This window comes from Ruegeria sp. CJ3, assembly GCF_056536725.1.
The window spans coordinates 155,770-167,986 of sequence record NZ_JBQFQE010000004.1; the positions used below are offsets into that span (position 1 = coordinate 155,770).

The window sequence follows — 12,217 nt, forward strand, 5'->3', positions numbered from 1 at the left end:
CTTAGCTGTCCAACTGACGCGACAAGATGGTGGCAAACTCATCGGCAAAGGCCTCATACCCGCCAACGATCCGGTCGCTATCCGCGCTGAGCTTGTTGTAGAAAATCACCGCCGGAATCGCGGCCAGCAGGCCCAGCCCCGTGGCCAGCAGCGCCTCGGCGATACCGGGGGCCACAACGGCGAGGTTTGTGTTCTGCTGCTCGGCAATCTCGATAAAGGCATTCATGATGCCCCAAACCGTCCCGAACAGCCCGATAAACGGGGCCGTCGAACCCACGGTCGCCAGAATGGGCAGGCCCTTTTGCAGCCCTTCGGCCTCTTTCGCAATCGCCACATCCATCGACCGGTCAATCCGCGCGGTCGCCCCTGCGATCAGCCCACCGTCGGTGCGGTGCGAGCGTCGCCACTCGATCATGCCCGAGGCAAATATCTTCTCCGAGCTGCCGTCAGGCTGCGTTCCAATCTGCTCGAAAAGCTCATCCAGCGGATTGCCAGACCAGAAGTTTTCGTCAAACACCTGCGCCTCGCGGCGCGCGGCCCGGTAATTGATCAGCTTCTGGATGATGATGCCCCAAGACCAGATTGATGCACCGATCAGCATCAGCATCACCAGTTTGACGATAAAGGTCGCGCGGGCATACAGCCCCCACATGGAGAAATCGATCTCCTGCGCCAGCGCCAGAGTTTCAGCTTCCATGAACCTGCTCTTTGTTTTGCCTGATAGCCATTTGGCCTTGTTTTGCCAAACGCTAACGCAGATGGATGCGAAAAGCCAACAGAACCACCCCGTGGGGCGAAATTGTTACATCAATGCGCGAATCTCTGCCGGAAGACGCACTGGCTTGCCTTCGGCGTTCATGCAAACGGCGGTCACGTTGGCTCGAAAAATCTCGGCCTCACCACGTTTGACCAGCTGAGACATCGTCAGCCGTGCCCCCGACATTGAAACCATCTCGGTCTCGACAACCAGTTCGTCTTCGAACCGTGCAGCCGCCAGATAATCCGCCTCAATCCGCCGCACGACCCAGACGATGCCCGCATCCCGCATCGCGTTCTGATCATTGCCCAGCTTACGCACCCAGTCCGACCGGGCGCGTTCAATGAACTTCAGGTAGTTGGCGTGATAGACCACCCCGCCCATATCCGTGTCTTCGTAGTACACGCGAACCGGATACAGATGTTTCATTGCGGCAGCTCCAATCTGGCAAACAGGCGCAACGCATGCGAGCGGTCTTGCGCGGCACCGGGCAAGACAGGATCGTAGGCAGCTCGGATCAAGGCGGCAATATCAGGTCGCAGGATCGTCGCCTCGCCGGCAATGGCCAACGGCGATTGGCTGCGAAAAGCAGCATCCGACCACAATAGAATCGTTTGCACCACCTGGCTCAGCGCCAGTGTCTCTGCCGGAACCTTGGACAATTCCTTGTCCATCCGCAGGAATACAAAAGCGGCGCGGATCGCGCCGTCTTCTTCGAAGCGGAAAATGCGATACTGATTTGCGTCAGCTGCAACCAGCCGCTCGACCAGAGGGGCCAGATCAGGGATCAAGCGATCCAGATCGGGCACCTCCAGCAATTCCTGCCAGTCGCGGAAGAAGAAGACCATGCAATTGGCGCCCAGTTCAGGATCGGTCTCAGCCATCTTGTGGCCGGCCAGCGCAACCACCGCCTCAAACGCACCTTTGACAGTGGACAAGGTCTCATCCTCAACCCCAAACACAATCGGCACGATGGGCCGCCCCCAGCGCGCAAACAGAAACTCTCCGCTCTCGCGGGTAAACAACGCCTCGATCTGATCCGGAGTCACGCCCGCCCCTTCATCTTTTCAAAAATACTCCCGCCGGAGGCATAAAATCTAAAGCGCACGGTATCAACCAAACAGATCGCTCTGCCCCTTGGGGGCCGCCATGCCCAAATGGGTCCACGCCTTCTGCGCCAGCATCCGCCCGCGCGGCGTACGCTGGATCAGGCCCTGCTGCAACAGATAGGGCTCAATCACCTCTTCCAACGAATCCCGGCTTTCGGACAAGGCCGCCGACAGAGTCTCGATCCCCACCGGGCCACCCGCATAATTCTCGGCAATCAGCTTCAGATACCGTCGGTCGGCCCCATCCAGCCCCAGATTATCGACACCCAGCCGGGTCAGCGCCCCATCGGCCAATTCACGGGTGATCCGCCCGTCGCCCTCGACAATGGCAAAATCCACCACCCGCCGCAGCAATCGCCCCGCGATCCGAGGCGTCCCGCGCGAGCGTCGCGCAATCTCGCGCGCGCCCTCGTCATCTGCAGGCGCGCCCAGCTTGCGGGCATTGCGGGTGACGATCTCGTGCAACTCATCGACCGTGTAAAACTGCAACCGTGTCGGAATGCCGAACCGGTCGCGCAGCGGTGTGGTCAGCAAACCCATCCGCGTGGTGGCCCCGACCAACGTAAAGGGCTGCAATTCGATCCGCACTGTCCGCGCTGCAGGGCCTTCGCCGATTACCAGATCCAGCTCAAAATCCTCCATCGCCGGATAAAGCACCTCTTCCACCGCCGGGTTCAGACGGTGAATTTCATCGATGAACAGCACATCACGCGATTCCAGATTAGTTAGGATCGCCGCCAAATCCCCTGCCTTCGCCAAGACAGGCCCCGAGGTCATACGGAAATTCACTCCCAACTCGCGCGCCATGATCTGCGCCAGCGTGGTCTTCCCCAACCCCGGAGGGCCATGGAACAGCGTATGATCCATCGCCTCGCCCCTTTGGCGCGCGGATTGGATAAAGATACGCAAGTTCGCGCGCGCTTCGGTTTGACCGATGAACTCATCCAGCCCCTGCGGGCGTAGAGCGCGGTCATTGTCCTCGGGCATGGGCTCGGGGCGCAGGGTGGGGTCGGCGTCTACCATCGGGTCACCCTTTCGGAGCCAGCAGTTTCAACGCGGCGCGGATCAGCTCAGCCTCACCTGCATCCGGCAGGCTGGCCGCCGCCTCAGCCACGGCCGAGGCTGCATCCGACGGGCCATATCCCAGATTGCCCAGCGCCGACAATGCCCCGGCCGAAGCCGCCGCCGCACCCGAGGCCGGTTTTGGCGCGCGCCGCGGCGCAGGCGCGGGCGCATCCTCGACCACCTCCAGCGCAGGTCCGTCCATCGCTTCGGTCACGGTGCCGCCCATGGCCATCACGCCGGGGGCCTTGTCCTTGAGGTCCAGCACAATGCGTTGCGCCGTCTTCGGACCGACCCCTTTGGCAGCCTTCACCGCCCCCCAATCGCCCAAGGCAATTGCGCGGCTCACGCCATCCGGCCCCAGCGCGCTGAGAATGGCCAGCGACACCTTGGCGCCAACCCCCTGCACGGAACACAGCAGGCGATGCCATTCCTTCTCGACCAGCGACAGGAACCCATAGAGCTGCATCAGATCCTCACGGACGACCATGTCGGTATAGATCGAGACCGCCTCACCCACTCCCGGCAGCGCGGCCATGGTCCGGTCCGAGCAATAGACAAGGTACCCAACCCCGCGCACGTCGATCAGAACGTGATCCGCCGCGCGGTAATCCAGCCGTCCGGTGAGTTTGCCAATCATGCGCGCACCTCTTTCACCCGCGCCTGCGGAGCGGCCCCATAATAGGAATGACAAATCGCAATCGCCAGCGCATCCGCCGCGTCCGCGCCTTTGGGCGAACAGCCGGGCAATTGCAGCTTGACCATATGCAAGACCTGCTCTTTCTCGGCATGACCGACGCCGACAACGGTTTTCTTGACCCGGTTGGGGGCGTATTCGCCCACCGGCAGACCGGCCTGCGCCAGCGTCAGCAGCGCCACACCGCGCGCCTGCCCCAGCTTCAGGGTTCCCGCCCCGTCCTTGTTGACAAACGTCTGTTCAATGGCGGCCTGATCGGGCTGGTGTTCGGCGATCACCTCGACAATCTGATTGTGCAGCGACAACAACCGCTCACCCAGATCGTCGCCATCGGATTTGCAAAGGCCATTGGCCACATGGCTCAGGCGGCTGCCGGTTGATTCGATGACGCCCCATCCCAAGGTCCTGAGACCCGGATCAATGCCCAGAATTCGCATGTTTTGCTTCGGCCTGCTCGGGTTTATGTGATCTTTTTTCACCGATTAGCACGAAGCGTGAACATTTTCCAAGGAAATCGGCACAGGAGCCAAAAACGACATTCATGTCGCACCCGCAGCATCCCGGCCTGTTTGCGACAGCAACCGGTCCATTTTCGACGTCTTTCTGAGCCGAATTTAACCAATGATTTAAGGGGTTTTTAACAATTCAAAGCCTTGCGAAAAACGCATAGGACCCATGCAATTTCTGCGCTTGCAAGACGCAATACCCATCTCTAGATGCCCGTCAGATCGCAAGATCAAATTCTAACACAAACCAGAAGGAACAGGATATGGCTTCGCTGGACACCACCCAAATCACCACCGGCTCGTTCGGCCTTGTTGGCCGTATCGGTGCCGCATTCGCCTCGGTCGTCAATGCCGTTGTCGAATGGAACGACGCCCGCGCCACACGTGACGTGCTGAACGGACTGACAGACCGCGAACTGGACGACATCGGCCTGTGCCGCGGCGATATCGACGTCGTCGCCGAAACGCGCCGCTAAGGCTTCCGAACACCACTCACTCGCCCCCTCGCGTCCCTGAGGGGCAAAGAAAAACACCGTGTGCCGATGGGCACACGGTGTTTTTGTCAGGAGGGGACGCAGACGGTTAGAACAGCACCTTGTTCAACTGCGTTGCAAAAAACGCTGTCACCGGATCGGCTTGCATGATCCAGGCGCCGGCTTGTTCGACGGGGGTCCCCTGATTCAGGCTATCAACGCGCGTCTCATAGGCCGAGGGGCCCAGATGCGACAGCAGGAAAGCCTTAAAGCCGAAAAAGCCCAACAGACACAGCAGCAAAACCTTTGCCGGGATAGCCGACCGCACACGCTGAGGTTTCATCACCACCAGCCCATCCGAGCGCATCGTGGCCCGATAGCCCCGGTTGAGTTTCTGATGTTTTTTGTTCAGACGCGTGACGCGCTGATCGAATTCCAGTTGTTTTCCAGTCATGGCAGCCTCCGAAAACCGCCCCCCGATTGCATCCAGTAACGGTAGGTAGAGATTGCGACAAAAGCGTGGCGAAAATCCACAAAACTCCTGTAAATGGCCTAATTTCCGCCCTGATTGCTTAAGATTAGCGTCGTCCATTCGCCAATCTCGTCTCTGCGCGCCAGATTGAACCCGTTTTGTAGATAAACCGAGATCACATCATCGGCCTGCTCGTCGAGGATTCCCGACAGGATCGCCTGCCCTCCGTTGCGCAGATTCGCTGCAATCTCGGGGGCCAGAGCCACCAGCGGTCCTTTCAGGATATTGGCAAAGATCAGATCATAAGGCGCATGGGCCTGCAGGTCGGGATGATCGAAACCAGCAGCCTCAACACAGCGCACCGCGCCGGACATGCCATTGGCCTTCAGATTGGCCTCGGCCACATCGACGGCGACCTGATCAATATCACTGGCAATGATGTCACCGGTCCAGACCCGCGCGGCAGCCATGGCCAGAACGGCGGTGCCGCAACCGATATCGGCCACTTTGCGCGCCTCGAACCCCTGATCCAGCAGGGCGTCCAGCGCCTTCAAACAACCCAGCGTCGTGCCGTGATGGCCCGTGCCAAAGGCCATCGCGGCCTCGATCAACAGGGGGATACGGCCCTCGGGCAGCTTGTCGGCGTCGTGGCTGCCGTAGACAAAGAACCGACCGGCCTCGACGGGGGCCAGTTCGCGCCGCACATGGGCGACCCAGTCCGTTTCGGGTAATTCCGAGACCACGAAGGGCTTGGCCTCGAACGCGGCCGCAAGAACGGCCAGCGCCGTATCATCGGGGGCCTCGGTGAAATAGCCGCCCACTTCCCACAGGCCCGAGCCGTCCTCGACTTCGAACACACCGACGCCGGTGGGTTCAGGGGTCAGACGCTCCATCGCTTCGCCCAGACCTTCGGCGGCTTTCTTGCCGGTCAGGGTGGTGAGCGCGGTGAATGTGGGCATGGGGGCCTCCTGTCTGCAACTTGCCCCTGCGCCTAGGGCGGTGGGGCGGCAAGGTCAAGCGCGCTTATTCAGCGGGGGCCGGGGCGTATTTCGACAGGATCGTTTCGTTGCCCGGCGCCGGGTGGCGCGGGATCAACAGCGACAGGGCCAGCGAAATCAGCGCCATCGCAGCCGCCAGACCGAACACCGCACCCGGAGACACCACCCACAACAGCCCCAGCAGCGCGGGCAGGAACACGGCGGCGATATGGTTGATGGTAAAGGCCACCGCGGCGGTGGGTGCGATATCCGCCGGATCGGCGATTTTCTGGAAATAGGTCTTCAGCGCCAGCGCCAGCGCGAACAGAACATGGTCAATCACATAGAGGATCGCCGCCAGCAGCACGCCCCAGCCGAACCAGTAGATACCCCCATAAGCCGCAAACACTATGGCGAGCCCGGTATATTCGAAGATCAGCGTGCGGCGCTCTCCAAACAGCGACACCGCCTTACCCAGCATCGGCGCGGCCATCATGTTGATCATCAGGTTTATCAGGTAGAGGCTGGTGAGTTCATGCACCTCGAACCCGAATTTCTCGACCATCATGAAACCTGCGAAGACGATAAATATCTGCCGCCGCGCACCGGCCATGAATTGCAGCGCGTAGTACAGCCAATAGCGACGGCGCAGGATCAGCTTTTTGGTCTGCGGCGTGGGCGCGTCGAATTGCGGATAGGCCAGAAGGCAGAACAGCGCCAGCAGCGCGGTCAGCCCGCCTGCGGCCATGAAAACAGTGTTATAGGACAGATCAAACCGGTCCCATGTCAGGACAATCAGACCATAGACTACCATGGTCGAGGCCGATCCCGCTGCCACCATCCACCCCAGCATCTGGGGCGCGCGGTCCTTAGGCAACCATTGCAGTTGCAGCGATTGGTTAACCGTTTCGTAGTAATGAAATCCGATCGAGCTGATCAACGTCACGAACAACAGACCGCCCAGACTGGGGAACCAGGCCGTCACCGCGGTCGCCACACCCAGCATCATCAGCGATATCATCGCCAGAACCTGCTCGCGGACAAACAGGATCACGGCAATCACACCGATGGCCAGAAATCCCGGAATCTCGCGCACCGTATGCAGCAAGCCAATATCGGCACCATCGAAATTCGCGGCCTCGATGACGAAATTGTTCAGCAGCGCGCTCCACGCGTTGAAGGCGATGGGCATGGTCAGGGCCATCACAAACAACAGCGTCATCGGGCGACGCCAGAGTGGAAGGCCTTTCGCCTCGGACAGGGGCATGGGGTGCAACATTCGTTCCCTCTACGCCCATTTCGCCGGATTGACGAGGGGCAAGCAGCGCCCGCACAGCGCCTGTGCGCAGGTCAGTAGAAGCTTTGAGGGTCGATATCGACGGTCAGACGGATATCGCCTTTCAGGCGCAGAGGCGCGATCCAGCGGGCGATGGCGTCCTGAATCGGCGCGCCCTTGGGGGCCTTGACCAGCAGCCGCACCCGATGGCGGCCCCGAATACGCGCAATCGGCGCGGGTGCAGGCCCGAACACTTGCGCATCCACCGCGCGTAGCGGGGCATCGTTGCGCGCCATTGCATTGCCGATATCAAAGACCGGACCGACCTCGGGGCCAGACAAGACGATCCCCGCCATCCGCCCGTAAGGCGGCACACCTGCGGCTTGACGTCCGGCGGCTTCGGTTTTCCAGAACCCTTCTTCATCACCTGACAGAATCGCGCGGATCACCGGATGTTCGGGCTGAAAGGTCTGCAAAAGCGCCTGCCCCGGCTTGTCCGCCCGACCTGCCCGCCCCGCAACCTGACGCATCAGTTGAAAAGTACGCTCCGCCGCGCGCAGGTCCGCCCCGTGCAGGCTGAGGTCGGCATCGATCACACCCACCAGCGTCAGCTTTGGAAAGTTATGCCCCTTGGCCACCAATTGCGTGCCGATGACAATGTCTGCGTCGCCCTCGGCAATCTCTTCGATCTTCGCCTTCAACGCCCGGGCCGAGCCGAAAAGATCGGAACTCAGCATTGCGATCTTCGCCTCGGGAAAGGTCGCTTCGGCCTCTTCCGCCAACCGTTCGATCCCCGGCCCGACGGGGGCCAGCTTGCCCTCGACCTTGCACGAGGGGCAGACCTCGGGCATCGGCTTTGTCTCGCCGCACTGGTGGCACATAAGGCGTTTGAGGAACCGGTGCTCGACCATCCGTGCGTCGCAGTGATCACAAGCGATCTGTTCGCCGCAAGCCCGGCACAGCGTCACCGGTGCATAGCCCCGGCGGTTGATGAAAAGCAGCGATTGCTCCCCGCGCTCGATCCGCTGCCGCACCGCCTGACGCAGCGACGGAGAAATCCACGTCCCCGGCTGCATCTGTTCGGCCCGCATATCAATGGGCTTCATCTCGGGCAGCACCGCCGCCCCGAACCGCGAGGTCAGGTCCAGCCGCTCATACTTCCCCGCCTCGGCATTGGCCCAGCTTTCCAGCGAGGGCGTTGCGCTGGCCAACACCACCCGCGCGCCGCAGATGGCGGCCCGCAGCACAGCCATGTCGCGAGCGCTGTAATGCACGCCATCCTCTTGCTTATACGAAGTGTCGTGCTCCTCATCGACCACCACAAGCCCCAGATCACGGAACGGCAGGAACAACGCCGACCGAGCCCCCACGACCAGTTGCGCATCCCCCTGCCCGACCATCCGCCAGACCCGGCGGCGCTCGGTCATGGTCGCGCCCGAATGCCATTCGGCAGGGCGCGCGCCAAACCGCGCCTCGACCCGTGTCAGGAACTCAGCCGTCAGAGCGATCTCGGGCAGCAAAACCAACGCCTGCCGCCCCATGCGCAGGGCTTCGGCGACAGCTTCCAGATAGACCTCGGTCTTGCCCGAACCCGTCACGCCCTTCAGCAGCGTTGTTCCATAGTCGCCTGTACGCTGCCCCGCCTGTAACCGCGCAACCGCAGCCGCCTGATCCTCGGTCAGCGCTTTACCTGGCAGATCGGGATCCAGACGCGGATAGGGCAGATCGCGCGGGCTGTCCTCTTCCCGCACGGCGTCCTGTTTCACCAGCCCCTTGATCACCGAGGACGTCACCCCGGCCTGCTCGGCCAGTTCTCTCAGCGTAAAGGCCAGTCCGCCATAGTCGCGCAGCACCTCCAGCACGCGTGTCCGCGCGTCGGTCATTCGGTCCGGCTGAGCGTTGCCCAACCGATAGACCTTGCGCATCGACGGCGGGTCGCCCAACCCCGGCGCTCGCGTCGCCAGCCGCAGCATCGCGGGCATCGGCGTCAGCGTGTAATCGGCGACTTTGCCAAGGAACAGCCGCATCTCTTCCCGCATCGGTGCGACTTCAAGCACCCGGATCACCGATCGCGCCTTGGCCAGATCAAAGCCACCCTGCCCCGGGCCCCACACCACGCCCAGTACCTTGCGTGGCCCCAAAGGAACCTCGACAAACGCACCCAGAAAACACCCGCCTTCGGGCGCTTTGTAATCCAGCGTCCGGTCCAGCGGCTGCGTGGTCAGAACGGCCACCAACTCACCCTGATCGAAATACTCCTGCGCGCTCACCGCATCTCCTAACTGGGGGTTTCAGCATCGGTGTTATTGGGGTAAAGCCATCCGCGACCAAGGCCAACCCATCAAAGGACTGCCCGCATGAAATTCTTCGTAGACACAGCCGAGATCGACGCCATCGCCGAACTGAACGATCTGGGCATGGTGGACGGTGTCACCACCAACCCCTCGCTGATCCTGAAATCGGGCCGCGACATTCTGGAAGTCACCAAAGAGATCTGCGATCTGGTCGACGGCCCCGTATCCGCCGAAGTCGTCGCCACCGAAGCAGACGACATGATCGCCGAGGGTCGCAAGCTGGCCAAAATCGCACCGAACATCGCTGTCAAGGTGCCGCTGACATGGGCCGGCCTGAAAACCTGCAAGACCCTCAGCGACGAAGGCCAGATGGTCAACGTAACCCTGTGCTTCTCGACCAACCAAGCGATTCTGGCCGCCAAGGCAGGCGCGACCTTCATCTCGCCCTTCATTGGCCGTTTGGACGATATCAATCTCGACGGCATGGATCTGATCGCCGATATCCGTCAGGTCTATGACAATTACGGGTTCGAGACCGAAATCCTCGCCGCCTCGATCCGCACCGTGAACCACGTGACCGACAGCGCCCGCATTGGTGCCGACGTGATCACAGCACCGCCCGCCGTGATCAAGAAACTGGCAGACCACCCGCTGACCGATAAAGGCCTGGAAACCTTCCTGGCCGACTGGGCCAAGACCGGTCAGAAAATCCTCTGATCCAATACGCTGCCGCGCGGTGCCGCCAGGCACCGCGCCCGGCCCAACGGGCAAAGCTGATCTTTGATCAGTGCATGACCGGCGGGAGCCCCCGCCACATCACTCGCGAAATTCGCCTTTCACGTGCATTTTTCCCAAGGCAAATCCGGCAAGGCGTGGTATAAGCCCGCAAAACAAAAAACGACCGGACGGGACATGAGCAGCGACCCCAAGCTAAAAGACAACCTGCGCGCCGCGATTCTGGCCGAGCCTGACGCCGTGCTGGACGACAAGGACCTGATGCAGGCCCTTGTGGCCGCCAACGAACAGGCCCGCGGCGACAACGTGATCGACTTGCGCGGCATCGCCATGCAGCGGCTGGAACAACGGCTGGACCGGCTGGAAGACACCCACCGCTCGGTCATCGCAGCGGCCTACGAAAACCTCGCAGGCACCAATCAGGTCCACCGCGCGATTCTGCGCCTGCTGGAACCCACCGTGTTCGAAGACTTCCTGCGCGCCCTCGGCAATGACGTAGCCGAGATTCTGCGCGTCGATCACATCACGCTGGTGCTGGAAACTACGGTGGTTCAGGACGACCCCGCGGTCAGCCAGTTGGGTGGCGTTCTAACCGTTGTCGAACCCGGTTTCATCGACAACTACCTCAGCACCAACCGCGGTGGTGCGACGCGTGAGGTCACCCTGCGCGAAATCAACCGCACCGACCCTCAGGTCTATGGCACGCAAGCTGATGACCTGCGGTCCGAGGCGTGCCTCAAGCTGGACCTCGGTGCAGGTCGCTTGCCCGGCATGATCGTTATGGGGGCCCGCGATCCGCGACATTTCACCCCGCAGCTGGGCACCGACCTTCTGGCCTTCTTCGCGGGCGTCTTCGAACGGTCGATGCGCCACTGGCTGTCGTGAGCCTGATCTCTCCGGCCTGTCGTGACGCGTTGCAGCACTGGCTGGACAGTCTGAGGGCGCTCGCGGGGCGGTCTGAGAACACCCTAAACGCTTATCGCAGCGACGTGACCGAGTTCCTGTCGTTCATGACCCTGCACCACAGCGAGCGGCAAGGGCTTGCCGCACTTGAGCGCATCACCATCTCCGACATGCGCGCCTGGATGGCGGATCAGCGCAATTCGGACGTGGGCGCGCGGTCGCTGGCCCGCAAACTCTCGGCGGTCAAAACCTTCTACCGCTGGCTCGCTGAACGTGAAGGGTTTGAACCTACTGCTGTCCTGTCCACGCGCGCACCTAAATTCACCAAGAAACTTCCCCGCCCACTGGCCGAAGACGCCGCCCGCGCCATGATCGAAACGGTCGAGATGCAATCGGCCTCGGATTGGATCGCCGCCCGGGATGTGGCCGTCGTGACTCTGCTCTATGGATGCGGCCTGCGCATCTCCGAGGCGCTATCGCTCACCGGCAAGGACGCATCGCTGCCCGCCTCTCTGCGTATCGTGGGTAAGGGCGGGAAAGAACGGGTCGTGCCTGTGCTGCCTGCCGCCCGCCTGGCGGTGGATCGCTATGTGAAACTTTGCCCCTACCCACAGACGCCCAACGCCGCGCTGTTTCGGGGCGCGCGCGGCGGTGCGTTGAATCCCGGCATCATTCAGGGCGTTGTCGCCAAAGCCCGTATGCAGCTTGGCCTGCCTGCAACCGCAACACCGCACGCCATGCGCCACAGCTTTGCCACCCATCTGCTGTCCGCCGGAGGCGATCTGCGTGCCATTCAGGAACTGTTGGGCCACGCCTCATTGTCCACTACACAGGCCTACACCGCCGTCGACACCGCCCGGTTGATGGAGGTCTATAACCGCGCCCATCCAAAGGCCTGAGGCAAATGTCCCATCCCGGCCTTTTTACTTTGCATCTGCGGCGCGCTTGGGTCATGA

14 protein-coding genes are annotated in these 12,217 nt (G+C 61.7%); 4 read left to right on the top strand and 10 right to left on the bottom strand.

What is annotated here, in order from left to right:
• Position 1: 1 nt before the first annotated feature.
• The 6 genes from tolQ to ruvC form a co-directional block, all read right to left on the bottom strand.
• Positions 2-697 (bottom strand): protein TolQ, encoded by a 696-nt coding sequence (gene tolQ, locus ACR0J1_RS09090; protein WP_480732549.1) that lies wholly within the window; start codon positions 695-697, stop codon positions 2-4.
• Between the two features lie 105 nt (positions 698-802).
• Positions 803-1,186 carry a tol-pal system-associated acyl-CoA thioesterase gene (ybgC, locus tag ACR0J1_RS09095; protein ID WP_480732547.1) on the bottom strand — a complete coding sequence of 128 codons (384 nt, stop codon included), beginning with the start codon at positions 1,184-1,186 and terminating at the stop codon, positions 803-805.
• Positions 1,183-1,806 (bottom strand): hypothetical protein, encoded by a 624-nt coding sequence (locus ACR0J1_RS09100; RefSeq protein WP_480732545.1) that lies wholly within the window; start codon positions 1,804-1,806, stop codon positions 1,183-1,185. The genes ybgC and ACR0J1_RS09100 overlap by 4 nt, the downstream gene beginning before the upstream one ends.
• Positions 1,807-1,869: 63 nt before the next feature.
• Positions 1,870-2,889, bottom strand: coding sequence for a Holliday junction branch migration DNA helicase RuvB (gene ruvB / locus ACR0J1_RS09105; protein ID WP_480732544.1), 1,020 nt, complete (start codon positions 2,887-2,889; stop codon positions 1,870-1,872).
• A gap of 4 nt (positions 2,890-2,893) precedes the next feature.
• Positions 2,894-3,568, bottom strand: coding sequence for a Holliday junction branch migration protein RuvA (gene ruvA / locus ACR0J1_RS09110; RefSeq protein WP_480732542.1), 675 nt, complete (start codon positions 3,566-3,568; stop codon positions 2,894-2,896).
• On the bottom strand, positions 3,565-4,062 hold the full coding sequence (gene ruvC, locus ACR0J1_RS09115) for a crossover junction endodeoxyribonuclease RuvC (protein ID WP_480732540.1): 498 nt from the start codon (positions 4,060-4,062) through the stop codon (positions 3,565-3,567). Before ruvC ends, ruvA begins: the two co-directional genes overlap by 4 nt.
• Positions 4,063-4,394: 332 nt before the next feature.
• Between ruvC and ACR0J1_RS09120 the strand changes: the two genes are divergently transcribed.
• Positions 4,395-4,607 (top strand): DUF1127 domain-containing protein, encoded by a 213-nt coding sequence (locus ACR0J1_RS09120; protein ID WP_480732538.1) that lies wholly within the window; start codon positions 4,395-4,397, stop codon positions 4,605-4,607.
• Between the two features lie 106 nt (positions 4,608-4,713).
• Here the strand turns inward: ACR0J1_RS09120 and ACR0J1_RS09125 are convergent, their stop codons facing one another.
• From ACR0J1_RS09125 to ACR0J1_RS09140, 4 genes are all read right to left on the bottom strand, one after another.
• Entirely contained in the window at positions 4,714-5,058 is a 345-nt protein-coding gene (locus ACR0J1_RS09125; protein WP_480732536.1) for a hypothetical protein, read from the bottom strand.
• 98 nt (positions 5,059-5,156) lie between these two features.
• On the bottom strand, positions 5,157-6,035 hold the full coding sequence (locus ACR0J1_RS09130; protein ID WP_480752346.1) for a 50S ribosomal protein L11 methyltransferase: 879 nt from the start codon (positions 6,033-6,035) through the stop codon (positions 5,157-5,159).
• Between the two features lie 64 nt (positions 6,036-6,099).
• A complete protein-coding gene (locus tag ACR0J1_RS09135) occupies positions 6,100-7,332 on the bottom strand; it encodes an MFS transporter (RefSeq protein ID WP_480732533.1) in 1,233 nt (410 codons plus the stop codon).
• A 71-nt stretch (positions 7,333-7,403) separates the two neighbouring features.
• On the bottom strand, positions 7,404-9,599 hold the full coding sequence (locus ACR0J1_RS09140) for a primosomal protein N' (protein WP_480732531.1): 2,196 nt from the start codon (positions 9,597-9,599) through the stop codon (positions 7,404-7,406).
• 87 nt (positions 9,600-9,686) lie between these two features.
• Between ACR0J1_RS09140 and fsa the strand changes: the two genes are divergently transcribed.
• From fsa to ACR0J1_RS09155, 3 genes are all read left to right on the top strand, one after another.
• Positions 9,687-10,340 carry a fructose-6-phosphate aldolase gene (gene fsa, locus ACR0J1_RS09145; RefSeq protein ID WP_152457215.1) on the top strand — a complete coding sequence of 218 codons (654 nt, stop codon included), beginning with the start codon at positions 9,687-9,689 and terminating at the stop codon, positions 10,338-10,340.
• A gap of 195 nt (positions 10,341-10,535) precedes the next feature.
• On the top strand, positions 10,536-11,243 hold the full coding sequence (locus ACR0J1_RS09150) for a DUF484 family protein (protein WP_480732530.1): 708 nt from the start codon (positions 10,536-10,538) through the stop codon (positions 11,241-11,243).
• Positions 11,240-12,160 carry a tyrosine recombinase XerC gene (locus tag ACR0J1_RS09155; RefSeq protein WP_480732529.1) on the top strand — a complete coding sequence of 307 codons (921 nt, stop codon included), beginning with the start codon at positions 11,240-11,242 and terminating at the stop codon, positions 12,158-12,160. Before ACR0J1_RS09150 ends, ACR0J1_RS09155 begins: the two co-directional genes overlap by 4 nt.
• Positions 12,161-12,217 lie beyond the last annotated feature (57 nt).